Origin of the sequence: Flavobacterium sp. 2755 (genome assembly GCF_031455715.1) — a bacterium.
In the GTDB taxonomy this organism is placed as follows: domain Bacteria; phylum Bacteroidota; class Bacteroidia; order Flavobacteriales; family Flavobacteriaceae; genus Flavobacterium.
This window is the reverse complement of sequence record NZ_JAVDTG010000003.1, coordinates 301418-326997: the sequence shown is the minus strand read 5'-3', so window position 1 is coordinate 326997 and position 25580 is coordinate 301418. Positions and strand designations below refer to the sequence as shown.

At 32.6% G+C, this 25580-nt stretch carries 23 protein-coding genes; 15 read left to right on the top strand and 8 right to left on the bottom strand.

What is annotated here, in order from left to right; translation table 11 throughout:
- Positions 1 to 12: 12 nt before the first annotated feature.
- The 5 genes from J2Y38_RS08725 to J2Y38_RS08705 all read left to right on the top strand — a co-directional run bounded on the left by J2Y38_RS08725 (position 13) and on the right by J2Y38_RS08705 (position 3860).
- Positions 13 to 1191, top strand: coding sequence for a glycoside hydrolase family 88 protein (locus tag J2Y38_RS08725; protein ID WP_309841326.1), 1179 nt, complete (start codon positions 13 to 15; stop codon positions 1189 to 1191).
- A gap of 12 nt (positions 1192 to 1203) precedes the next feature.
- Positions 1204 to 1608: a hypothetical protein gene (locus J2Y38_RS08720; RefSeq protein WP_309841325.1), complete on the top strand. Its 405-nt coding sequence runs from the start codon at positions 1204 to 1206 to the stop codon at positions 1606 to 1608.
- A 208-nt stretch (positions 1609 to 1816) separates the two neighbouring features.
- The gene (locus tag J2Y38_RS08715; protein ID WP_309841324.1) at positions 1817 to 2248 is read left to right on the top strand and encodes a hypothetical protein; all 432 of its coding nucleotides are present in this window, start codon (positions 1817 to 1819) and stop codon (positions 2246 to 2248) included.
- A gap of 143 nt (positions 2249 to 2391) precedes the next feature.
- Positions 2392 to 3168, top strand: coding sequence for a hypothetical protein (locus J2Y38_RS08710; RefSeq protein WP_309841323.1), 777 nt, complete (start codon positions 2392 to 2394; stop codon positions 3166 to 3168).
- Positions 3169 to 3170: 2 nt separating this feature from the next.
- A complete protein-coding gene (locus J2Y38_RS08705; RefSeq protein WP_309841321.1) occupies positions 3171 to 3860 on the top strand; it encodes a hypothetical protein in 690 nt (229 codons plus the stop codon).
- 51 nt (positions 3861 to 3911) lie between these two features.
- Here the strand turns inward: J2Y38_RS08705 and J2Y38_RS08700 are convergent, their stop codons facing one another.
- Entirely contained in the window at positions 3912 to 5426 is a 1515-nt protein-coding gene (locus J2Y38_RS08700; protein ID WP_309841320.1) for an FMN-binding glutamate synthase family protein, read from the bottom strand.
- A 35-nt stretch (positions 5427 to 5461) separates the two neighbouring features.
- Positions 5462 to 6241, bottom strand: coding sequence for an NYN domain-containing protein (locus J2Y38_RS08695; RefSeq protein ID WP_256634047.1), 780 nt, complete (start codon positions 6239 to 6241; stop codon positions 5462 to 5464).
- Between the two features lie 200 nt (positions 6242 to 6441).
- Between J2Y38_RS08695 and J2Y38_RS08690 the strand changes: the two genes are divergently transcribed.
- The 3 genes from J2Y38_RS08690 to ric all read left to right on the top strand — a co-directional run bounded on the left by J2Y38_RS08690 (position 6442) and on the right by ric (position 8275).
- Positions 6442 to 6891 carry an Rrf2 family transcriptional regulator gene (locus J2Y38_RS08690; RefSeq protein ID WP_309841318.1) on the top strand — a complete coding sequence of 150 codons (450 nt, stop codon included), beginning with the start codon at positions 6442 to 6444 and terminating at the stop codon, positions 6889 to 6891.
- 24 nt (positions 6892 to 6915) lie between these two features.
- Entirely contained in the window at positions 6916 to 7440 is a 525-nt protein-coding gene (azu, locus tag J2Y38_RS08685; protein ID WP_309841316.1) for an azurin, read from the top strand.
- A gap of 112 nt (positions 7441 to 7552) precedes the next feature.
- Positions 7553 to 8275 (top strand): iron-sulfur cluster repair di-iron protein, encoded by a 723-nt coding sequence (gene ric, locus J2Y38_RS08680; protein WP_309841315.1) that lies wholly within the window; start codon positions 7553 to 7555, stop codon positions 8273 to 8275.
- A 297-nt stretch (positions 8276 to 8572) separates the two neighbouring features.
- On the opposite strand, the gene J2Y38_RS08675 is transcribed toward ric, so the two are convergent.
- From J2Y38_RS08675 to nirK, 3 genes are read right to left on the bottom strand one after another with little or no spacing between them, the layout of a single operon-like run.
- Positions 8573 to 9166: an SCO family protein gene (locus J2Y38_RS08675; RefSeq protein ID WP_309841314.1), complete on the bottom strand. Its 594-nt coding sequence runs from the start codon at positions 9164 to 9166 to the stop codon at positions 8573 to 8575.
- A 10-nt stretch (positions 9167 to 9176) separates the two neighbouring features.
- A complete protein-coding gene (locus tag J2Y38_RS08670) occupies positions 9177 to 9959 on the bottom strand; it encodes a formylglycine-generating enzyme family protein (protein ID WP_309841312.1) in 783 nt (260 codons plus the stop codon).
- Positions 9960 to 9975: 16 nt separating this feature from the next.
- Entirely contained in the window at positions 9976 to 11418 is a 1443-nt protein-coding gene (nirK, locus tag J2Y38_RS08665; protein ID WP_309841311.1) for a copper-containing nitrite reductase, read from the bottom strand.
- Between the two features lie 293 nt (positions 11419 to 11711).
- Here nirK and J2Y38_RS08660 point away from each other — a divergent pair, with 293 nt between their 5' ends.
- Positions 11712 to 12971: an aminotransferase class I/II-fold pyridoxal phosphate-dependent enzyme gene (locus J2Y38_RS08660; RefSeq protein ID WP_053473718.1), complete on the top strand. Its 1260-nt coding sequence runs from the start codon at positions 11712 to 11714 to the stop codon at positions 12969 to 12971.
- A 124-nt stretch (positions 12972 to 13095) separates the two neighbouring features.
- Positions 13096 to 13581: a hypothetical protein gene (locus J2Y38_RS08655; RefSeq protein ID WP_309841309.1), complete on the top strand. Its 486-nt coding sequence runs from the start codon at positions 13096 to 13098 to the stop codon at positions 13579 to 13581.
- An 80-nt stretch (positions 13582 to 13661) separates the two neighbouring features.
- Here J2Y38_RS08655 and J2Y38_RS08650 read toward each other — a convergent pair whose 3' ends face one another.
- A complete protein-coding gene (locus tag J2Y38_RS08650) occupies positions 13662 to 14780 on the bottom strand; it encodes a GTP cyclohydrolase (protein ID WP_309841307.1) in 1119 nt (372 codons plus the stop codon).
- Positions 14781 to 14823: 43 nt separating this feature from the next.
- Complete coding sequence (locus tag J2Y38_RS08645) at positions 14824 to 15795, bottom strand: transporter (protein ID WP_309841306.1); 972 nt, start codon at positions 15793 to 15795, stop codon at positions 14824 to 14826.
- Positions 15796 to 15919: 124 nt separating this feature from the next.
- Between J2Y38_RS08645 and J2Y38_RS08640 the strand changes: the two genes are divergently transcribed.
- From J2Y38_RS08640 to J2Y38_RS08620, 5 genes are all read left to right on the top strand, one after another.
- Positions 15920 to 16207, top strand: a complete 288-nt coding sequence (locus tag J2Y38_RS08640) for a DUF4834 family protein (RefSeq protein WP_044048302.1) — start codon at positions 15920 to 15922, stop codon at positions 16205 to 16207.
- Positions 16208 to 16258: 51 nt separating this feature from the next.
- Positions 16259 to 18721, top strand: coding sequence for a YfhO family protein (locus J2Y38_RS08635; protein WP_309841301.1), 2463 nt, complete (start codon positions 16259 to 16261; stop codon positions 18719 to 18721).
- 297 nt (positions 18722 to 19018) lie between these two features.
- A complete protein-coding gene (locus J2Y38_RS08630) occupies positions 19019 to 20302 on the top strand; it encodes a glycosyltransferase family 4 protein (protein ID WP_309841300.1) in 1284 nt (427 codons plus the stop codon).
- A gap of 79 nt (positions 20303 to 20381) precedes the next feature.
- The gene (locus J2Y38_RS08625) at positions 20382 to 21851 is read left to right on the top strand and encodes an oligosaccharide flippase family protein (protein ID WP_309841299.1); all 1470 of its coding nucleotides are present in this window, start codon (positions 20382 to 20384) and stop codon (positions 21849 to 21851) included.
- 325 nt (positions 21852 to 22176) lie between these two features.
- Positions 22177 to 22476, top strand: coding sequence for a hypothetical protein (locus tag J2Y38_RS08620; protein ID WP_044047707.1), 300 nt, complete (start codon positions 22177 to 22179; stop codon positions 22474 to 22476).
- An 85-nt stretch (positions 22477 to 22561) separates the two neighbouring features.
- On the opposite strand, the gene uvrA is transcribed toward J2Y38_RS08620, so the two are convergent.
- Entirely contained in the window at positions 22562 to 25357 is a 2796-nt protein-coding gene (uvrA, locus tag J2Y38_RS08615) for an excinuclease ABC subunit UvrA (RefSeq protein WP_309841296.1), read from the bottom strand.
- Between the last annotated feature and the right edge of the window lie 223 nt (positions 25358 to 25580).

The following is a 25580-nucleotide window of genomic DNA, read 5'->3' as shown; positions in this document are numbered from 1 at the left end:
AAAAGTAACCACATGAATGCAAAATTTTTCGCTCTGATTACAGCTTTATTTCTTCTTGGAAATCAGGGTTATTCTCAAAAAGACAATTCGTTTAACGTTAAAAAACAATTGGAGTATTGTGCAGAACAGGCTTCAAAAACATTAAAAGTGATTCCGGATGACGGGACTTCACCAAGAACGGTTCCGAATGGAAGCAAAGACTGGAAATTTGTAAATTACAAAGACTGGACAAGCGGATTCTGGCCTGGAGAATTATGGTTTTTATACGAAGCGACAAAAGATAAAAAATGGGAAAAAGAAGCCGATAAATTTAGCCGGTTTTTAACGCCTTTGTCGGTTAGTAAAGCTGCTGACCACGATTTAGGTTTTCAGATTTTTAATAGTTTCGGAAACGGATACAGATTAACTAAAAATAAAGAATACAAAGAAATCATTCTAAAAACAGCCGATACTCTGGCAACACTTTTTAATCCAAAAGTGGGAACAATTCAATCTTGGCCGCATAATAAAATGGGCGGACACAATACCATCATCGATAATATGATGAATTTAGAATTGTTGTTTTGGGCTTCTAAAAACGGCGGAAATAAAAAACTGTATGATATTGCTGTAAAACATGCCGAAACAACAATGGCAAATCATTTTAGACCAGATAATACTTCTTATCATGTTATTATTTATGATTATGAAACCGGCAAGAAAATAAAAGGAAGAACAGCCCAGGGTTATAGTGACGACAGTATGTGGGCACGCGGACAAGCATGGGCAATTTATGGTTTTACAATGACTTATAGAGAAACAAAAGATCCTAAGTTTTTAGATTTTGCTCATAAATTAGCTCGTGTTTATCTGGATAAATTGACAACAGAGGATTTAATTCCATATTGGGATTTTAATGCACCGGATATTCCAAATGCTCCAAGAGACGCTTCGGCGGCAGCAATTGTTTCTTCGGCACTTTTAGAATTGAGTTCTTATACAAAAGATAAAACGCTGAAAAACGAATATTTGACAAAATCTAAAAAAATGATTGTGTCGCTTTCAGATAATTACCAAAGCCACGATTTGAATTCAGCATTTTTATTGCATTCAACAGGTCATAAACCTGCCGGAAGCGAAATTGACTGTTCTATAAATTACGCAGATTATTACTATCTTGAAGCACTTTTAAGACTTCAAAAATTGAAATAAAAACTTTAAATTATGATTAGGAAAGTAAGCCAGATTTTGTGTGTAGTTATGATGGTTTTGATGTTTATAAGCTGTAAAAATGCAAAGCAAAAACTTCAGGAATATGTAACGACTTATAACAGTACAGCCGCAAATTTTAAGGCTGAAGATGTTACACTTACAACGGCAAGAGGGTATATCAATGATGATAAAATCGAATTGCGGTTTGAAACTAATTTAGAGCAAAACGCAGCGAATAAAACAAAAGCAGAATCATCGTTTCCAAAACTGTTGAAAGAAATGATCAACAAAGATCAAATTCCTAAAGAACTGGTTGAAGAAGGGATTCAGTTTGATGCTTATTTTTTAGCCGATGATAATACGGTTTTTGTAAAACAAGTAATCAACAAAGAATCTCTGGCTGAATTACTAAAATAATATTCAGATTATAACATTTATCAAATCCTCTTTAAACAATTTTAAAGAGGATTTTTTTTAGTTATTAAGTTAATTCTTTTCATTCTTTCGTCATGATAACCTATTTGTAGTTAAATAGTTACATTTTAAAGTTTTGCGACTTCGTTTTGTTTTTGTGTTATAATTTCATTATGTTTGAGTTAAAAATAAACCAAAAACCTAAAAAATTATGAAAAAAATTACCCAAATCGCATTTGCTTTTGCTATTGCATTATTGCTGGTAAGTTGTAAAAATACCAAGCAAAAAATTCAGGAACATGTAAGTACCTACAACAACTCATCTTCCATAAAAGGTAACGGAATTACCAGTACTACTGCGAAAGCATTTTTAAATGATAATAAAATTGAAATTAGAATTGAAACAAACTTAGAAGGTGATGAAGCTAATAAGCAAGCTGCAGCCGATTCATTTCCGGATTTATTAAAAGAAATGATTAAGAATGATCAAATTTCTACAGAGTTAATAGGCGAAGGTGTAAAGTTTGATGTTTACTTTTTGGCCTATAATAATATTATTTTAGCTAAAAGAACAGTTGATAAAGAAGAATTAGCGGTTTTAGAAGGAACTGCAGAAGGAAATAAAGAAACAGCCAAACTTTAAGTTAAAATTAAAGTATTGAAAATAGCCTCTTTGTAAATCAGGGAGGCTATTTTCTTTTCGTTAAGAATGATAATTATTGTTGGATTAATTCTAACATTAAATTATGTTTGTGTAAAAGTCTACCTAATAAAACCTATAAAACTATGATCAAAAAAATTACTCAAATCTCATGCACGATTGCTATAGCTTTGTTTTTAGTAAGCTGCAAAAATACTAAGCAAAAAATTCAGGAATACGTTAATACATTTAATAATTCGAGTGCACTTTTTCATAATGATATTATCAGCAGCGCCAGTGCAAAAGCTTTTTTAAATGAAAATAAAGTTGAAATAAGAATTGATACTAATTTAGAACAAAACGAATCCAGTAAATCTATTTACAACCAAATGTTCCCGGCTTTAATTGGTGGAATGTTGAAAAGCGATGCAGCTTCGATGGAACTAATAAGAGAAGGAGTAACGTTTGAAATGTTCTTTTTAGCCAATAACAGTACCATACTTGCTGAATTAAAAGTGGATGAAAAAGAATTAAATAAAATATTAAGTAAAAGTAACACGCCTGCTGTTGACAGGAAAGATCTTTCAAGTTCTGGCATGAATCCAGAGATGCAGCAAATGTTGGCCATAATGAACCAAAATATGCCAATTGTTAATGAAGACGGAACAAAAATTACGAAAATTGAAATTAGCGATAAAAATGAGTTGGTTTATAAAATTGAAGTGCCAAAAAAATATTCTGAATTGCTTAAAGGAGAAGGAGCAAAGGTTTTAATGAAAGAAAGTATTTTAAGAAGCAGTGATTTAAAAACTATTCTGGGTTCTATACAGCGTTATAACATTTCAACAATAAAATATCTATATCAGGATGCTAAAGGAAATCTGGTAAATGATATTATTTTGACTGAAAAAGACCTAAAATAATCATGGATGACAGATCAACCTGGCGAACCGTATTAAGTATTTTATCGGTTATAATTTTAGGCGGTAGATTGTTGTATACTTGTTCCAACATGAATAAACCCCGTTATGAAAATGATCCTGTAATGGAAAGTTTTCGAAATTCTCAGGAAGCCATGAAAGAGAATTTTAGACAGCATCAGGAAATGCAAAGGAAAATGTCTAATGCTATATTGTATTCTAATTATAAAAGTTTAGATAGTTTATCGGCTTTGCAAAAAGATAATTACGGTATTCAAAAACTCGAAAAAGATTCACTAATATACATTGCATTAGATACTCAGATAAAAATACCAAAAGATTTTTATCTTCAAAACAAACATGATGATTCCTTGCGAATGGCGTTTAAATCACCGGACAATCTAAATGTTTTTATTCACGATTTTGAATCAAAAGCAGAAATAGAACCAAGTTTTAAAACCTTAAAAAACAGTGCTAATCTGCAAAAGTTTAAAGTAGAAAATACTATTGGAGATGTTAAGGCGATATCATATAAAATAACCAAAGAAAGTAAAAGATATAATGGTTATGCTTTATGTTTTAAAAATGATGGATATCTTAATTTCTACGAATTCGAAAGTAATGAACTTCCTCTTGATAAATTAAAAGGACGCGCTATTGATTTCTTTTCTCAAAATATGAAAGAGAAGAAATAAACCTCTTAAAATTAAAAAAGCCTCTTTGAGTTTTCAAAGAGGCTTTTTGTTTTAATTACGTTTGGTAACGTTTGTCAAATTATCAGGGAAATACAATTCTGATAAATTGGTAAATTCATCACCACGCATAAAGATATTAATATCAACATCTGCAAAAGATGTTTTTCCGGCCGCAGCCAAAAGTTCGTTTGCAGAATGAAGTGTATTTTTGTGAAAATGATAAACACGATCTGATTTATCGGTTACAACCAAACCTTTCATCAACATTTTATTTTGAGTCGCAACTCCAGTAGGGCATTCGTTATTATGACAGCGCAATGCCTGAATACATCCCAAAGAGAACATAAAACCACGCGCGCTGTTACACATATCTGCGCCTAAAGCTACGGCATGCAGAATTGAATATCCTGAAATAATTTTTCCGCTTCCTATAATGCGTATTTTGTCACGAATATTTAAACCGATTAATGTTTTGTTTACGAAAATCAAAGCTGGTTCAAAAGGCATTCCAACACCATCTGCAAATTCTAATGGCGCAGCTCCCGTTCCACCTTCAGCACCATCAACGGTAATGAAATCAGGATACGTATCTTCAGCGATCATTTCGTGGCAGATTGCTTCAAATTCAGCTGTGTTTCCTATACATAATTTAAAACCAATTGGTTTCCCATTTGATAAATCACGCAATTGTTTCACAAAACGAATCAATCCTTTAGAATCAGAAAAAGCATGATGTCCCGGAGGAGAAAGAATCATCGTATGCGGTTCAACACCTCTAATTTTAGCAATTTGCTCTGTATTTTTAGCCGCCGGAAGTACACCGCCATGTCCTGGTTTTGCACCTTGTGAAAGCTTAATTTCAATCATTTTTACATTCGGGAGATTGGCTTTTTCTGAGAATTTTTCAGGGCTGAAATTTCCTTCTGCATCACGGCATCCAAAATATCCGGTTCCTATCTGCCACGTAATATCTCCGCCTCCGGCAAGATGAAATTCTGTTAAACCACCTTCTCCAGTATTTTGATAAAAGTTTCCTTTTTTAGCACCAATATTTATGGCACGAACGGCATTTTCGCTCAGTGAACCAAAACTCATTGCAGAAACATTAAATAAAGAAGCTAAATAAGGTTGTTTGCAATCTTTTCCGCCCACTAAAACACGTGGTAATTCTTCATTTACTTTTGCCGGAAAAATAGAATGTTTTATACCTTCATAAGTTTCGGTATTTAAGTTTTGCTGCGTTCCAAAAGGCGTACTCGAATCAATATTTTTGGCTCTTTGATAAACAAGTGAGCGCTGGTTTCGTGAAAAAGGTTTTCCATCTGTAGATCTTTCGATGAAATACTGTTGAATTTCCGGGGCAATCATTTCAAATAAATACCTGAAATAGCCCAAAACAGGAAAGTTTCTTAAAATGGCATGTTTTTTTTGAGAAGCATTATAAGCTCCAATAATCAATAAAATTGGGATAATAAAAACGAGTAAATAGCCTCGACCCGTGTAATGATAAATTGCAATAACAATTAGAAACAATAAGAATCCGTAAATAAAGAATTTTTTTCTCATGTTTAAGTAATAATAGTAATAAGGTAATAATTTAATTAGTTGTATCGTAATCGAACATAGACGTGTTTAATGCCTTTTTTATCCGATTCTCTTTCGTCGATTTCCAAAATATCCGTTAATGATTTCAGCATTGGCGTAAGCTTAGAATAACCATAATTCCTTGGGTCAAATTCTGGTTTTTTCTTTACAATCAAATTGCCCACATCGCCAAGAAATGCCCAGCCGTCATCATCTTCAATATCTTCAATTGTAGCTTCAATAAGATCAATGGTTTGTTTGTCGACTTTGTGGAGTGCTTTTTCAGTAGGTTTTTCTACAGGTTTCTTGGTATCTGCTGCAGTTGCTTTTGGTTTTTTCTTTTGAATGGCGCCATCCAGAACCTCAATATAAATGAACCTGTCGCAGGCAACGATAAAAGAACTTGGGGTTTTCTTTTCACCAATGCCAATTACTTTCATACCAGATTCTCGAAGTCGAATCGCCAGACGGGTAAAATCGCTGTCGCTGGAAACAATACAAAAACCATCTAATTTTCCCGAATAAAGCAAATCCATGGCATCGATAATCAATGCCGAATCTGAAGAATTTTTTCCAACCGTATAACTATATTGCTGAATAGGAGTTATGGCATGCTCCAGTAAAACCGCTTTCCATCCGTTTGCATTTGGCTTCGTCCAGTCCGCATAAATTCGTTTTGTTGTAGGAGTTCCAAACTTTGCAATTTCTTCCATCATCCCTTTTACATTACTGTAGGGCACATTATCCGCGTCAATAAGAACAGCTAATTTTAATTCTCTTACGTTGCTTGCTGGCATTTTTTAGATATTAGAAATTAAGTACAATCAAAGTTAAAATTAAAATTCGTTTTTAGGTGAATTTGTTGGTGAATAAGTGTTTTTGACCGTGTTAATTATTTTGGTTATAAATAAGGTTTCTATTATAAAAATTAATTAAAGATAAATTTGTCTTTTATAGTGAATTTGAATACATTTGTAAGGAATTAATTAATTAGTATATGTTTTCAAAAGCGTGTGAGTACGGAATTAGGGCTTCTATTTTTATAGCAACCAAATCTTCAGAAGGAATTAGGGTTGGAATAAAAGATGTTGCCAAAGAAATTGATTCGCCGGAGCCTTTTACTGCCAAGATTATGCAGATTTTAACTAAAAACGGAATCATTTATTCGGCAAAAGGAGTAGGAGGAGGTTTTGAGGTTTCGAAAGAAGCATTAAAATCGATAAAATTAATTCAGATTGTGGATGCGATTGACGGAAATACCATTTATAAAGGCTGCGGAATTGGCCTGAAAGAATGTTCAGAAATTCATCCTTGTCCCGTACACAATCAATTTAAAAAAATACGCGAACTGCTTTTGGCAATGCTTACCAATACCACTTTAGAGGAGCTGGCACTTGGCGTAAATGCGGGAGATTATTATTTGAAAATCTTTAATAAAAGCGAATAAATCTTATAATTTAAATATATAGTAATGAATAAAAAAGTCACAATTTCGATGGTAATGCTAATGGGGTTTTTAGCAGTAACTTCTTGCGGAAAGAAAGAAGCAGCTCCTGCTGACGAATCGACAGAAATAAATGAAACAACATCAGATGAGGGTGTAAAACCGGAAGCAGGTGTTGAAAATGTTTTAGTTATTGAAGGAAATGACCAAATGCAGTTTAATAAAAGCGAATTAAAAGCAGTTGCCGGAAAACCGATCAAACTTACTTTAAAACACGTAGGTACAATTCCAAAAGAAGCAATGGGGCATAATTTGGTAATTTTACAGCAAGGAACAGATGAAGGTGCTTTTGCTGCAAAAGCAATCGAAGCAAAAGCTACAGATTATATTCCGGCTTCTGAAAAAGCTTCAATTGTTGCTCATACAAAATTATTGGGCGGAGGTGAAGAAGATACTATCGAATTTACAATTGATAAAAAAGGAACATACAACTTTTTATGTACTTTTCCAGGTCACGTGGCTATGATGAAAGGTGTATTAATTGTTGAATAAATTATAAACTTCAAGCCTTATTTTGGTTTGGAGTTTTTTTAAACATTAATAAAAGATAATTTTATCTTTTATTGAAAATCAAAATGAATATCAATATTAATTTTTACGAAAAATGGAAAATTTAAAAAACAAAACAATCGGATCATTTGTGGCTCAGGATTATAGAACTGCTGCTGTATTTTCAAAATATAAAATTGATTTTTGCTGTAAAGGAAACAGAACGGTTTCTGAAGTTTGTGAAAAGGAGGAAATTAATTCTGACGCACTGTTTCAAAATATTTATGATGTTTTGCAGTCAGAAAATAACAACGGAATCGATTTTAATTCATGGTCTTTAGATTTATTAGTAGATTATATAGAAAAAAAGCATCATCGTTATGTGGAAGATAAAACACAAATTCTGCTGAGTTTTCTAGATAAATTATGCAGCGTTCATGGTTCAAATCATCCTGAATTATTTAAAATTAATGAATTGTTTATTGGATGTGCAGGAGAATTGACGCAGCACATGAAAAAGGAAGAACTGGTTTTATTTCCTTTTGTAAAAAGAATGGTAAAAACGAAAGAGGCTAACGGAGTTTTATCACAGCCTTCTTTCGGAACGGTTTCAAATCCAATTGCCATGATGATGCACGAACATGAAAATGAAGGCGACCGTTTTAGAGAAATTGCTGATTTGACTAATAATTATACACCTCCTGCCGATGGATGTACGACTTATAAAGTGACGTATGCCATGCTGAAAGAGTTTGAAGAAGATTTACATAAACACATTCATTTAGAGAATAATATTTTGTTTCCAAAAGCGGTTGCACTGGAAGAAGAATTTGCTTAACTATAATTTTAACTAGAGAAAAACACCGATAATAATACTATTTATCGGTGTTTTTTATTATAGTGAATTTGTTATTTTCAATGAATTGAGATTTACTTAAACACATAGAAACATAGGTTTTAGAATATTTATAAAAAGAGAATTTAAAAAAATCTAGATTTTTACACATAGCTATTTTTGTTAATGCAAATGAAATGCCTTTTTAAGTTTACAAAATCTATGTTTCTATATGTTTAAAAAAAAGCATATTATAAAATTTATAGTATGCTTTTTCACTAATTCAACCTATTCAAAATTTTAAATCTTCTCTGCTTCTTTATTTATAGTTTCAATTGTTTTTTCGTTGTTTACACCTAAACCTTCCTGTTGAAAAACTAATTCTCCTTCGGGATTAAAAACGCTTATAATATTAGAATGCGAAAAATCTACAGGAGATATTTGTTTGTAATTCACGGCTAAAACTGCTGCAAATTCGCGTGTGTTTTCGTCAGATGAACGAAGAAAAAGCCATGGTTCCTGATTCATTTTATTCGAAATAGCAAAAGCTTTTAATCTTTCGGGCGTGTCTGTTTTAGGATCAATACTTACTAAAATAAGTTTGACATTCTTTTTGGTGTTTTTATTGAGTTTTGTTTCAATATCTCGCATATCTGCAACTAATCTTGGGCAGGCGGCTTTACAGTTTGTGTAAATCATTACCATAACCAGCACATTTCCTCTTAGGCTTTTTAGTTCAATATCGTTTCCGTTTTGAGTTGTCCATTTTGAAGGAAGATTATAAATAGATAAATCACTTATTTCCTTTTTTGTTATTGCAGTTTCCTTTTTATTTTCTTTACAGCTTTGTAACGAAAACAGAAGAATAAAAACCGCAATTATTGTTTTTTTCATTGCAATTAATTTAAAGATTAACTTTTGGTTTTGTTGAACTGGCGCATCTAAAACCAAGGTTTCGGGTTGAGTATTGCGCTTTAAGACTTCCTCTAAAAGCATATCGCATAAATGCTGCATAATCCATTAAATCTGATGCGTTTACAGAGGCGCTTCCGCAGAATAAATTTTTATCGCTGCTTTTATCTTTTCTAGACTCTCCTGATAAAAAAATGCTGTTAAAGTCGGAAGTCCATTCCCAAACCAAACCATGCATATCGTAAACTCCCCAATAATTTTTAAACGTTTTACCTACTTCATTTTCATACGTTTTCGACTTTTCATACCACGATAAAATGTAATTATTGAATTCTTTTTTGGTTCTGGCATCGATTGTTTTTGCATCGGCCATCGCTGCATATTCCCATTCATTCATTGTGGGTAAACTTTTTCCTTGACATTCGCAGTATTTTTTTGCCGCAAACCAAGAAATAGCCGTTATAGGCGAATTTGGTTTTGAACTGCCAAAATCAAAATCATTTTCCCAATAAGACAAATACGTTTTATCTGCAAAAATTCCCTTAATTTTCGATTTACTATATGTTGGGTTTTTTTTGATGAAGCTTAAAAACTCAGCATTGGTAACAGGATAAATGTCTAAATAAAAAGAGTTTACAAATACAGGTTTTTTAGATGAGGCTCCGTAAAGAGGAACAAAACGTCCCTCTTTTATCAGAGCCATCCCAATTTCCTGAGCTATTGTTATGCCTGTAACCGTCAGGAAAAAGGTAAGAATGAAAATAAATTTTTTCATGCTTTATTTTTGATTGTTATCGGAGTGCTTTTACCATTTCTGGCGTAACTTCTGTTTTATTATTTCCCCAGCTGTTGTAGATATAAGTAAGAACATTTGCTATTTCATCGTCAGATAAATTTTGAGCCGGCATTACATTATTGTATTTTTTTCCGTTTACGCTTATTTCTCCGGTTAGACCATGTAAAATTGTTTTAATTGCACGCTTGGAGTCAGCATTTAAATAATCTGATTTTGCAAGAGGAGGAAAGGTATTCGGAATCCCTTGCCCTTCAGATTGGTGACAGGCAAAACAAGTGGTACCGAAGATTTCTTTTCCAATTTTTATTCTCTCTTCGCCAGTTCGTTTAGGTATTGCAGTTTTTGCAGTTGTACTTTCAGGCATTTTTTGAATCGTTCCGCCTTCTGGCAGATAAATTCCTTCTTGAATCGTTCCAGAATAGATGTTTTTATTCTCTTTTCCTTCTACTTTCAACATTCCTAAAGCTCCTTTATTAAATGCTCTAAAAATGGAATGGTCAACCAGAATAAAAGTTCCCGGAGTTTCTACTTTAAAATCAACAATTGCAGCGCCTCCAGCCGGAATTAAAGTCGTTTGGACGTTTTTATTAATTACAGTTCCGCCTTCTACATGAACATGGTCAAATATTTCTCCAATAACATGAAAAGACGATACTAAGTTTGGACCGCCATTCCCAACAAACAAACGTACCGTTTCTCCCACTTTTGCAGTTAACTCATTTCCGTTTGTAAGCGAGCCCACTTTACCATTAAATACAACATAATCAGGAGTTTCTTTTACGGCTTTATTCATGTCGAATGGCTGTAAACCTTTTGCGCCATATTCGCCCTGCGTATAAAAATCGCCCTGCATCACATAATATTCCTTGTCAACAGGAGGAAGTCCACCTTCTGGTTCAACCAAAATCAAACCATACATGCCGTTTGCAATGTGCATTCCTACAGGCGCTGTTGCACAATGGTATACATACAATCCCGGATTGATCACCTTAAAACTGAATACTTTCTCATGCCCCGGTGCAACAAGTGAAGAAGTCGCCCCGCCGCCCGGTCCGGTTACAGCGTGCAAATCGATATTATGAGGCAGTTTATTATCGGGGTGGTTTTTTAAATGAAATTCTACTTCATCGCCAACACGCGTTCTGATAAAACTTCCCGGTACAGAGCCTCCAAATGTCCAATACGTATATTTTACGCCATCAGTCATAGTGCCTTCCTGCTCTTTGATTTCCATGTTTAATTTGAGTTTCATGGCCGTTCTGTTTCCAACAGGTTTTGGCACCATTGGCGGAGCAGTAAGTTCGGCATTCATTTCTCCTTCGGTCATTATATCAGTATAATTTACTGATTCTTCTTTTTTACAACTTCCTAAAAAAATAGTAAAAAGTAAGCATAACAACATGTTCATTTTAATCGAAATGTTATTTTTCTTTTTCATAAGGTTTTGGTTTTATTTAGTTTTAAATCAGGAGTAAAAATAAAAGACTATTTTATCTTTTATTATGATAAAAATCATAAAATACTTACTAATAAAAACTTTATATTAATTTATTGTGTATACTTTTATTGCGGTTAACTATTTTAAATTCAATTCTTTAAGTATGTGTAAATTTTTTGTAAACTAATATTTTGATATTTTTTTAATAAAAACAAATGCCCAACTCTATTTTAGAATAATAATCATTATTTTTGCGACCTGTATAAATAAAATTATTACTTCAAAATATATTTATGGTAAAAGATTTATTCGAAAGAATTCAGGACAATAAAGGACCTTTAGGAAAATGGGCTTCTCAGGCAGAAGGTTATTACGTTTTCCCAAAGTTAGAAGGAGAGTTGGGTCCTAGAATGACGTTTCACGGAAAAAATATTTTAAACTGGAGTTTAAATGATTATTTAGGATTAGCTAATCATCCAGAAGTTCGTAAAGCAGATACGGATGCTGCGGCTCAATATGGCGCTGCATACCCTATGGGAGCTCGTATGATGTCTGGACACACAACTTATCATGAGCAGTTAGAAAATGAACTGGCTTCTTTTGTTATGAAAGAATCAGCTTATTTGTTGAATTTTGGTTATCAGGGAATGGTATCTATTATTGACGCCTTGGTTACAAAAAATGATATCATTGTTTATGATGTAGATTCACATGCTTGTATTATTGATGGTGTTCGTTTGCACATGGGTAAACGTTTTACTTACAAACACAATGATCTTGAAAGTATGGAGAAAAACCTGCAGCGTGCTACTAAAATGGCCGAAGAAACAGGCGGAGGTATTTTATTTATTACCGAAGGTGTTTTTGGAATGCGCGGACAGCAGGGTAAACTGAAAGAAATTGTTGCTATGAAGCAAAAATACAATTTCCGTTTATTAGTTGATGATGCACACGGTTTTGGTACACTTGGTAAAACAGGTGCCGGAGCAGGTGAGGAGCAGGGAGTTCAGGATGATATTGATGTTTACTTCTCGACTTTTGCAAAATCAATGGCAAATATTGGAGCTTTTGTAGCTGCAGATAAAACGGTTATTGATTACTTAAAATACAATTTACGTTCGCAGATGTTTGCTAAAGCGTTACCAATGATCCAGACAATTGGTTCTTTGAAACGTTTGGAGTTATTGCGTAATTCATCTTCTATTAAAGATAAACTTTGGGAAAATGTAAATGCATTACAAAGCGGTCTTAAAGAAAAAGGATTCAATATTGGAGATACAAATACTTGTATTACTCCGGTTTACTTAGAAGGAAGTATTCCTGAAGCAATGGTAATGGTAAACGATTTAAGAGAAAACTACGGTATTTTCCTTTCGATTGTTGTTTATCCGGTTATTCCAAAAGGAATTATTTTATTAAGAATGATCCCGACAGCTTCTCATACTTTATCTGATATTGAAGAAACTTTAACTGCTTTTGAAGCAATTCGTGAGAAATTAGTTAACGGAACTTATAAAGAAATTGCAGAACGCACTACAGTTGACGTTTCGTAATTAATTTAAAAATAAGATTTCCTTAAGTGGAAATTATGTAAAAAAATCCATTTGTTATACGAATGGATTTTTTTTATTTAAAGTAACTTTAATTCATAAATCACAAAATAAAAAACTCAGCATTATGAAAAAAGTATTAGCAATAACGACCCTTATTTTAACGGTTCTTATTTCCTGTAAAAAAGAAACCACTACTACAGAGCCCGTACAAATTACACCAAATCCTCCAAAAGAGGCTGAAATTGTAGAACCTGCAGGAGATCAATGTTATGCATGGAGAGCAAATGGAAGCGTAATTGAGATTAGTTTTAATGTAAACTCTCATCAGGAAGTAAACGGAAAATTAAGTTATAATCTGGTAGGAAAAGATAAAAATGAAGGAACTCTGATTGGAAATATGAAAGGCGACACCATAGTTGCCGATTATACTTTTAATTCTGAAGGTACTTCATCTGTACGAGAAGTTGTTTTTTTACAAAAAGACGGAACTCTTATCGAAGGGTATGGAGATGTTGTACAAGCTAATGACAAAGTATCATTTAAAGATAAAACCAAACTTAAATTTGATCAGAAAAATACGCTGACCAAAATAGATTGCAAAGTGGATTAATGAATTGTTATTAAAGTAAAAAATCCATTCGTTTTGGGGGCGAATGGATTTTTTTATGTTTATACTGCGACTAAGAACTCTTAAAGATATTTCAAGTAAGTCTTTCTTTGGCAGTGAATTTTTGGGTCAAAGTTTTTCCAAAGCAAATGAATCGCTGTGTTTTCGGCTAATTCAGGAGTTCTGATGCAATTTTGAATTCCTTTTTCGGAGAAAGTTTTAAAATATTCATCAAAAATAATTGCTGTAACACCTTTGTTTTGGTAATCAGGATGAACTCCGATAAGGTAAAAAACAACATCTTTACTTTTCTTTCTGGCTTTCAATAAATGAATGAAACCAAACGGAAAAAGTTTTCCTTTAGCTTTTTGCAACGCCTCACTAAAACTTGGCATTACAATACTAAAAGCAACTAAATTATCATCTTTATCTACCACAAACTTTATATATTCAGGATTGATAAAGCTAATGTATTTCTTTTTAAAATATTCTTTTTGAACATCAGAAATAGCTACGAAAGAAGCCAGTTTAGCATAAGATTCATTAAACAAATCAAACATTTTGTCCACGTGCGGCATTATGTCTTTTGTTTTGGTGAAAGTTAACGATCTAAGTCCGTAACGTTTTTTGATTAATTCCTGAGCTTTCAGGAAAAATTCAGGTTTTACATTCGAAAACGGAAAAATACTTTCGATATATTCTTTTTCAACTTGAAAACCTAATTGTTCAAAATGAGTAACATAATAAGGATTATTGTACCAGGTAATCATGGTTCCCATTTGATCGTAACCTTCCGTAAGAACCCCAACTTTATCCAAGTTAGAAAACCCCATTGGGCCTTCGGCATGCTCCAGATTGTGTTTTCTTCCTAATTCGTAAACTTTTTCAAGAAGCGCTTTTGTTACCTCGATATCATCAATAACATCAAACCATCCAAAACGAACCTTTCTTTTATGCTGATTATTTACTTCTGCCCAATTTATAATAGCTGTAATTCTCCCAACAATTTCGTTGTCTTTGTAAGCCAGATAAAAATAAGCTTCTGCATTATCAAACGCAGGATTTTTAGTTTTATCAAAAGATTCTAATTCATCAGCAATAATAGGAGGAACCCAATATGGATTATCTTTATAAAGTGAAAATGGAAATTTTATATAATCTGTTAGCTCTTTTTTAGTTTTGGCTTCTTTGATTGTAATCATTAAGGTCGTATTAACTCCTTTTTTAAAGGTTTGATTATTAAATTTATTCGTATTTAGCTTTACGTTTTCTTTCTTTTTCCTGATAATCTACTTTTTCTTCTTTATTATCAGAGTTTTTCTTTGCTTTTTCTTTGTTTTTATTAGCAATTTGTTTTTCCTTGTACCATCCGTCATATCTCCATGAAAAACCAACTCCGCCATATAAAATAGAAGGCGTGTCTTTGAAATTAGTACTTATAGAAGCATCAACCTGCATATTTGGAGATAAAAGATACGCCGCACCGCCGCGCACAATTGCATCGCTATAGAAATCACTTTTATATCCTTGGTTTTCAACAAATCCAGACCATTTGTCATTAAATCCGTGTGTTAAAGTTAAAATATAACCATAACTCGGATAATCTGTAGTTATATAATCTGCAATAATATTGGTTACAAAAACCCATCTTCCTCCGCCAAATAAGTTTTGAGTTACTAAGGCAACTTTAGGAGAAATATCTCCATTTGGAGAGAAATAATACGGATTATCGGCACCAACAAAATTTGCTCCGGCAAAAATAGAAACAGCCGGAATTAATTCACGCCATTGAAAACTGTGATTCGCTTTGTAACTATAGATATTAGCTTCTTTTTTATAGTTTTTATAAGGATCGTAAATTAGGTATTTAGCCCCTAAAACGGTCTGTCTGAAGTTATTTTTTTTATAGCTGGTATACGGAGTATCAAAGTTTTCCATTTGATACTGAACATCTAAAATAAATTCAAGCTGCTCCAAAAAAGCACCGTATCTAACGGTTAAATCTGTACCAAAACCGGTAGCGTCATAATCTAATAAGTTGTGTTTTTCTTTAATACCATAAACGCCAATCTCGCCTTGAATAACTGATTTTCCAACCGCATAAGCCGACATAGTTTCGCCCGGACGGTTCGAATTAATCACATCTGTATATTGTGCGAAGAAAAATTGTGGTATTAAAAAAAGAAACGCAAAGAGTAAGTTTTTAATTTTCAACATAAATGTATTTTTTGATTAAAAGCTATAACGCATTTCAAATGTACTATATTTTATTATTTATTTAAGATTGATATTTTAATTTTAAACAACGGATTTACTAATTTTGGAAAAAAATTATATGATCATGCAAGAAGCATCTTTTACAAATTTGTTTAAAACGATAATGTGGATTATTGCGTTTTATTATATTTTTAAATTTTTGGCCCGAATCTTTTTGCCAGTATTGGTTAAAAAAGCGGTTGAGAAAGCAGGAGAAAATTTTCAAAGACAACAACAATACAGTCAGGATAATTCCTGGCAGCAAACTCGTAATAACAATAATGACGAAATAATCATTAATACTGCTAATGCCAAAAAACCGCGCGAAACCAAAAAGGTGGGCGATTATGTTGATTACGAAGAAATAGATTAAGTTTGTATCCTTGTAGTATTAGGATTCATCATTTAACCAAACCAGCCAAAATTGAAAATAGTAAATAAATTCTATCCGCACGCCCTTGTAATCCTGGGCTTTATTCTCGTTTCCTTAATTTACTTTTATCCTGTTTTGCAGGGAAAACAGATTTTCCAGTCAGATATTGCTCAATACACCGGAATGGCCAAAGAGCAAAATGATTTTAGAGCAGCAGAACATACAGAGCCTTACTGGACAAACTCTGCTTTTGGCGGAATGCCGACTTATCAGTTAGGTGCAAATTATCCTAATGATTTCGTTGGAAAAATAGATGATGTTTTACGTTTTTTACCACGTCCGGCTGATTATTTATTCCTATACTTTTTAGGGTTTTATGGTTTGCTATTAGTCTTAAAAACAGATCCTTTAAAAGCTTTTATAGGTGCAATTGCGTTTGGTTTTTCTACTTATTTAATTATCATTCTTGGCGTAGGACATAATGCAAAAGCGCATGCAATTGCTTATATGCCATTGGTTATTGCCGGATTTATACTCGTTTTTCAGAAAAAATATATTTGGGGAGGATTACTCACCATGTTTGCGGTGGCGTTAGAGGTTAATGCCAACCACTTTCAGATGACCTATTATTTATTGATTTTCTTATTGATACTTTCAGGTTATTTTGCTTTTACTTTTATAAGAGAGAAAGAATATAAACCGCTTTTAGTTGCCATTGGAACTTTGTCTGTAGCCGGAATTTTTGCAATTGGTGCTAATGCAGGAAATTTATTAGCGACAAGTGAATATGCTAAGTTTAGTACACGAAGCAACAGCGAATTAACTTTTAATCCTGACGGAACTAAAAAGGAAAATGAAAACGCTTTAAGCCGCGAATATATTACGGAATACAGTTACGGAATTGCCGAAAGTTTCAATCTAATTGCTCCGAGACTTTTTGGAGGATCAAATCATGAAAATATAGGTAAAGACAGTAGTATGTATACATTTATGACTGATCATAATGTAGAACCTTCTAAGGCAGAAAGTTTTGTTTCGGCAATGCCTACTTATTGGGGAGATCAGCCAATTGTTGCTGCTCCGGCATACATTGGAATTGTAGTATTCTTTTTGGCAGTCTTAGCTTTATTTATTGATGACCGAAAAATTAAATATGTTTTTCTTTCAGGAGCATTATTCTCTTTAATACTCTCATGGGGAAAAAATTTCTCACTGTTAACAGATTTCTTTATTGATTATGTGCCAATGTATGATAAGTTTAGAGCTGTATCATCTATTCAGGTAATCTTAGAATTATGTTTGCCAGTTTTAGCAGTAATGGGAATTCAGTCGTTTTTTAAAGCAAAAGACGAACCTAAATTACAGCAAAAAGCGCTTGTTCAAACTGGAGTTTTTGGATTGGGAGTTATTTTAATTTTAGTAATTGCCAAAGGTTTCTTCCATTTTTCAGGAAGTAGTGACAACTATTTTCTTCAAATGTACGGACAAGAATTTGTTGATGTTTTAATAGAAGATAGAAAGTCTTTATATTCTGCAGATTTGCTGCGTTCAGGATTCTTTATCGTAGTAACATTTGGAACTTTATGGCTGTTTATTAAAAACAAATTTTCGCAGACAACAACTTTAGTTATCGTTGCTCTTTTAATGATTTTTGATTTGTTTTTTGTTGACAAAAAATACGTCTCAGCAAAGGATTTTGTGAGCCCGGTTCAGATTGCAGCTCCTTTTCAGGAAACAGCCGCAGATGCTAAAATTTTAGAAGATACAACTCATTACAGAGTTTTTGATATAGATGGAAACATGTCAAGTGCGACAGCTTCTTATTTTCACCATTCTATTGGAGGATATCATGCTGCAAAACCAAGAAGAATGCAGCAATTGTTTGATTACCAAATTGGTAATAGATCAAAAAATATGAACCTTGAAGTGCTTAATATGTTAAATGTTAAGTATGTAATTCAGGCTGATTCTACAGGTGCACCAATACCAGCAGTTAATCCTGATGCAAATGGAAATGCTTGGTTTGTAAGTGCTGTTAAGCTTGTAAATAAACCAGATGATGTCATGAAAGCTTTAGATCATATTGATACTAAGGAAGTGGGTGTTTTTAACGTTCATGAGCATGAAAGTAAATTTCAAAATGCCAGAATGAAGAAACAATGGGACACAACTGGAACCATAAAAGTAGTTCAATACAAACCAAATTACATTAAATATCAATCAGATAATGGAAAAGATGGTTTAGCTGTTTTCTCTGAAATCTATTATAAAAATGGCTGGAATGCATATATAGATGGAAAATTGACAGATCATTTTCCAGTTGATTATGTTTTAAGAGCAATGGAAATTCCGGGCGGAAAACATACTATAGAATTTAAGTTTGAACCGCAGGTTATTAAAACAGGTGGCACAATTAACCTTATAAGTTCAATTGGAATGTTTGTGCTTTTGATTGGCGGTATTTATTTCGAAAGAAAAAAACATAGTACAAATAAGAGTGAATTTAAAGTCTAACTTTTAGATGTTAATTTCAAAAATTCTAAAAATAGTTGTCTTTGCCGTTTTTGATTTATTCGTATTTGTTTTTTGCGGAATTTATATGATGGGTTATGATGACTTTTACAATGAAAGTCAAGGAGAATATTTTAGTTTTTCAAGCATGAAAACTGAATATAAAATTGTCTGGGGTTTTTATAATTTTTGGATTTTCTTAAACTGTTTACTTTTAATATATATTATATATAAAGTATACAAAAAATTAGCTTTGAAATAAACTTTAACTTTGCACTTTAAAATAATAAACGATTTTCCTTGGAACAAAAAAAGCTCTTAATTATAACCTATTACTTTCCTCCAGCTGGTGGGCCGGGAGTACAGCGTTGGCTGAAATTTGTAAAATATTTGCCAGACTTTGGGGTTCAGCCTATTGTTTATGTTCCGGAAAATCCAACTTATCCAATTATTGACGAAGGTTTAGTAAGCGAAATATCAGATAAAGTAATTGTTCTTAAAAATAAAATTTGGGAGCCTTACCAGTTAGCTTCTGTTTTTTCAAAAAACAAAACCAAGAAAATCAGTTCGGGAATTTTTCCACATAAAAAAAAGCAGACCTTTTTAGACAAAGCTTTTTTATGGGTGCGAGGAAATCTTTTTATTCCTGATGCGAGAGTTTTTTGGGTAAAACCTTCTGTTTCTTATCTTGAAAAATACATCAAAGAAAATAATATTGATTCTATTGTAACGTCGGGTCCGCCGCATAGTTTGCATTTAATTGGTTTAGAATTAAAAGAAAAACTAAATGTAAAATGGTTTGCAGATTTCCGCGATCCGTGGACAACGATTGGTTATCATAAAGCGCTGCGTTTATCCAGTTATGCTGCCAAAAAGCATAAAAGTTTAGAGCACAAAGTTCTCAACTCTGCCGATACCATAATTGTAACAAGTAAAACTACAAAAACCGAATTTCAGGCAATTACTAATAAACCAATTTCAGTAATTACAAATGGTTACGATATTGAGAACGTAGAAAAACAAACGTTAGATACTAAGTTTACGCTTGCTCATATCGGTTCATTTTTATCAGACAGAAATCCAAAATTTTTATGGGAATGTCTTGTTGAATTGCTTCAGGAAATTCCTGATTTTAAAAACCATTTAGAAATTAAATTAATTGGTGCCGTAAGTCAGGAAGTTTTAGATGCTGTTCAGGAATTTAAACTAAACGATTATTTGAACTTATTAGGTTACGTTTCGCATCATGAAGCAATTGCCCATCAAAAAAAGTCTCAGGTTTTACTTTTAATCGAAATAAACTCTGAAGACACTAAAAGTATTATCCCAGGAAAATTGTTTGAATATATGGTCTCTAATCGTCCAATTATTGCTATTGGACCGCAAGGTTCTGATTTTGCCGATATTATAAAAGAAACCAATACAGGCGTATTTTTTGATTATTCTGAAAAAGCGAAGTTAAAAAGTGTAATTTTGGACTTTTATAATCAATTTTTAGAAGGAAAATTACAAGCTAACGGTGTTGGTTTACAACAATATTCAAGAAAAAACCTGACTAAGCAATTAGCGCAGTTGATTCATTAAAAACAACAATTTCAAAAAATAAAAAGAGAGCAGAAAATCAAAAATCTAAACTCTACAATCTAAACTCTGCAATCAAAAAATGGGTATTGTCTTAAACCAGTCTTTTAAAAACACTATAATAACATACTTTGGCTTTGGAATTGGAGCCATTAATACACTTTATTTATATCCTGTTTTTTTAGGTGCAACTTTTTATGGTTTAACAAATTATGTGACGTCTTGCGCCAATGTGATTATGCCTTTATTTGCGATTGGAATGCAAAACACCTTGGTTAAATTTTATTCACAATATCAAACCGACGAAGAAAAATCCCGTTTTTTATCTTTTACGGTTTTATTTCCTCTGCTATTAATAATTCCACTTTTATTGATTGGACTTGTTTTTTATGATGAGATTTTATTTTTTGTTTCAAAAAAGAATGCGATTGTAAAAAGTTATATCTGGTTAATACCATTTATAGGATTATGTATGGCCTATTTTGAAATTTTTTATGCCTGGCTGCGAGTAAATATGCATTCTGTTTTTGGAAATTTTGTTAAGGAAGTAGGCTTACGATTATTTTCATTATTTCTATTAATAGGTGTTTATTACAATTGGCTTAGTGTAGAAGGTTTTGTGTACGCAACAGCAATTTTGTATTTTCTGGCGTTCCTTATCACCATGCTATACGCATTTAGTATTCAGAAACCAACTTTTCAATTTACAATACCAACAAATACAAAAGATATATTAGTATATACTTTTTATATTATTTTATCAGGAAGCGTTGCTAATTTGCTTTTGGATGGAGATAAAATGATATTAAATCAATATATGCAGATTGAAAATATTGCCTTCTATTCTGTTGCTACTTATATTGCTTTGGTAATTTCAGTTCCGAGTCGTGCGATGCATCAAATCGTATATCCAATTACGGCAAAATTAATGCATGAAAATAAGCATGACGAATTGAATGATCTTTATAAAAAGACTTCTATTAATCTGCAGATTGTGGGTGGTTTTGTAATGCTCTGCATATTTGTAAATATTAATCAATTGTACGAATTAGTTCCAAAAGAATACAGCGGCGGAATTGCAGTTGTATTTATGATTGGTTTGTCTAAATATTTCGATTTGATTTTAGGAAACAACAATGCAATTATTTTTAATACTAAATATTACCGAATGGTATTGTATTTAGGACTAATGCTGGTTGTGTTGACTGTAGTTTTAAATATGATCTTCATTCCAATTTTTGGAATTTTCGGTTCAGCTTTTGCTACTTTATTGTCCATCACATTATACAGTTTGGCTAAACTGCTTTTTGTTGTTAAGAAACTTCATTTATATCCTTTTACAAAAGAAACGCTTTCTTCAATGCTGCTTACGTTTGTATTGTTTCTTGTTTTCTATTTTTGGGAGTTTCCATTTTATCAGCTTATTAGTATTGCCTTAAAATCAATTTTGGTAACAATTCTATATGTTTACCTAAATTATAAATTTAATATCTCTCCGGATATTAATAAGGTTATTGATAATATTTTCAGAAAGATCGGGATAAAGATTTAGGAGTTTTCTTTATTGATAGAATAACGAATTCCGAACTTAATTATTTAAGGGTACAATTTTTTCATTATCCAAAATAAAAGCCACTTTTTTATATAACATCTTGAAAATGTGAAGAAAATCTTAAAAAATTCACTCAATTTATTTTGTTTTTCAATTTATTACAATTAATTTTATGTAGATTTTTATTACATCTCTTTCATTGACAGTATGAGAAATATTTACATAAGGCCAGTAAAAGTGGTGTCTTAATGTTTTTTTTAAATTAAATAGCTATCCAAAATTATTAAATTTAAGTATCACATGCAGACAAACCCAACAAACGATTATGAAAAGCAATAAGCTAAGTCAGGAACAAAGTGTACAGGTGTTTTCCAATATGATATCGAACAAAGTTCATAATGGATTTACACTAGAAGAGAGAAATGATGAATTACTTTTTGCGGTTCTTTCTAAAGGAGGAAAAGTAGTTAACCACAGTTTAAATTTCATGATTTTTTGTTTAACCCTCGGATTATGGTCATTTGCTTGGCTATATCTAACATTCGAGGCTTCCAAACAAAAAAAGGTATTAGTTGCCATTGACGAAGATGGCTTTCCTTTTGAAGAAAAATGCTTAGTAGCATAAAATATTTCAGTCTAAAATAGTTTAGCCCTAAATCTCAATCATTAAGATTGTAATTTAGGGCTAACTTTTTTTATAATAGTTCCGTTTATAATTTATCTTTTAAATAAATTCCGGTAACCGATTCTTTTATCTTAACAACATCTTCCGGTGTTCCTGTGGCTAATAAATGTCCACCATTTTCACCGCCTTCGGGACCTAAATCAATAATCCAGTCGGCGCATTTTATTAAATCTAAATTGTGTTCAATTACAATAATCGAATGTCCTTTTTCGATTAAGGCATCAAATGAAGCCAATAATTTTTTAATATCATGAAAATGAAGTCCTGTTGTAGGTTCATCAAAAACAAATAGTGCTTTATCTTTTGTTGCACCTTTTACTAAAAATGAAGCTAACTTAATACGCTGTGCCTCACCACCGGAAAGAGTAGAAGAAGATTGTCCTAATTGGACATATCCTAAACCAACATCTTGCAGAGGCTGTAATTTTTGTGTGATTTTAGTCTGCTTGTTTTTTTCGAAAAAAGCGATTGCATCATCAATCGTCATGGTCAGCACATCGTTGATGTTTTGATTATCAAAAGCAACTTCAAGAATCTCTTTTTTAAATCGTTTTCCACCGCAGGTTTCACAAGGCAGCGAAACATCGGCCATAAAGACCATCTCAACATTTATAGAGCCTTCTCCTTTACAAGTTTCGCAGCGGCCTCCATCAACATTAAAAGAAAAATGCTTAGCCTGATAGCCTCTTATTTTCGATAATTTTTCTTTCGCATACAAATCACGAATGTCATCATACGCTTTAATATATGTTACCGGATTTGATCTCGAACTTCTTCCAATTGGATTTTGATCTACATATTCAATATGTTTGATCTGAGAAAAAGAACCTGAAATCTCACTGAATTGTCCTGCTTTCTCGGCAGCATTCTCCAGTTTTTTCTGCATGGCAGGAAATAAAATTTTCTTAATCAGTGTACTTTTTCCACTTCCTGAAACTCCAGTTACAACCGTTAAAACATCCAAAGGAAAAGTAACGTTGATATTTTTAAGGTTATTTTCTCTGGCACCAATAATATCAATATGATTTTTGAATTTTCGTCTTTTCTTTGGAACCGAAATTTCTAAATCGCCATTTAGGTATTTGGACGTAAGAGAATCTGATTTTAAAATCTCTGCATAAGTTCCCTGTGCCACAAGTTTTCCTCCAAAAGTTCCGGCTTCTGGGCCAATATCAATAATCATATCGGCAGCTTTCATGATATCTTCGTCGTGTTCTACTACGATAACCGTATTTCCTAAATCACGAAGAGAAAGTAAAACCTTAATCAATCGTTCTGAATCTTTTGGGTGAAGACCAATACTTGGTTCGTCCAGAATATACATCGAACCAACCAAACTGCTTCCTAATGAAGTAGCAAGATTAATACGCTGCGATTCTCCTCCAGAAAGTGTAGCTGAATTTCGGTTTAAAGTCAGGTAATCTAAACCAACTTCTGTCAAAAATGATAAACGATTATTGATTTCAACCATCAAACGTTTGGCAATTTGCTGTTCGTAAACATTCAATTCAATGTTTTTAAAGAAAGTAACCAAATGTCTAATAGGAAGATCGACTAAATCTGAAACCGTTTTTCCGTTGATTTTTACGTATGAAGCTTCTTCACGTAAACGTTTTCCACGGCAGGCGTGGCATTTTGTTTTTCCGCGGTAACGCGAAAGCATGACACGATTTTGTATTTTATAATTCTTTTCTTCAAGTTCTTTAAAGAAATCATTCAAACCCTGGAAATATTGATTTCCTTTCCAGATTAAATCTTTTTGATCTTCTGAAAGTTCAAAATAAGGTTTGTGAATTGGAAAATCGAATTTATAAGCATGTTTTACCAATTCATCTTTATACCAGCTCATACTTTCGCCGCGCCACGGGTAAATGGCACTTTGAAAAACGGATAATGAAGTATTCGGCACAACCAAATCAGTATCAATTCCAATAATATTTCCGTAACCTTCACAAACCGGACAGGCTCCGTATGGATTATTAAAACTGAACAAATGTACGTTTGGTTCCAAAAATGTAATTCCGTCTAATTCGAAATTATTAGAATAGGAAAATCTTTTTTCTGAACCTACTTCCTGAAGATAGCAAATTCCTTTTCCTTCAAAAAAAGCAGTTTGTACAGCATCAGAAAGACGATTGTAAAACTCTTCTTCCTCTTTAACCACAATACGGTCAATGATTAATAAAATGTCTTTATTGTCCAGTTTATGCAGTTCTGTTGGTGTAAATTCATCTAAACGAACCATTTCGTTATCGACTAAAATACGGGCAAAACCTTGTTGTAAAAGTACTTTTAGTTTGTCTTCAAGCAAACGGCCTTCTTCTAAATGAATTGGAGCAAGCAAAAGCCAGCGGCTGTCGATTTCGAGTGTTTTTACATCAGAAACAACATCTGTAACGGTATTTTTTTTGACTTCCTGACCAGAAACCGGAGAATAGGTTCTTCCAATTCTGGCAAATAAAAGTTTAATATAATCGTAGATTTCTGTAGAAGTTCCAACAGTCGAACGAGCATTTGTTGTATTTACTTTCTGCTCAATGGCAATTGCAGGTGCAATCCCTTTTATGTATTCTACTTTTGGTTTATCTAAACGTCCCAAAAACTGACGTGCGTATGATGATAAACTCTCAACATAGCGACGCTGTCCTTCGGCATATAAAGTATCAAAAGCTAAACTTGATTTCCCTGATCCTGAAAGCCCTGTAATTACTACAAGTTTGTTTCTCGGAATGGCAACATCTACATTTTTTAAATTATGTACTTGTGCGCCTTTTATTATAATATTTTGCTTTGGGTCGAGTGTAGAAAGATCAATTTGCATAAAAAAAGTCAATTTTTACAAAAGTAATCAATTTTGAATAGAGTTTTGTTAAGGATATTGTTCCAAATCTTAACAGAATTACCATGTTTATTTTTGGTTAAAGAAGGCATTTGAACCATTGGGAATATAAGTTTATTTCATTACAATACGGTTCCCGTGGTTGAAACCACGGGCTATATTTGAATATGTTTGAGAAATTGTTGAAACATAGCCAGCGGTTTCA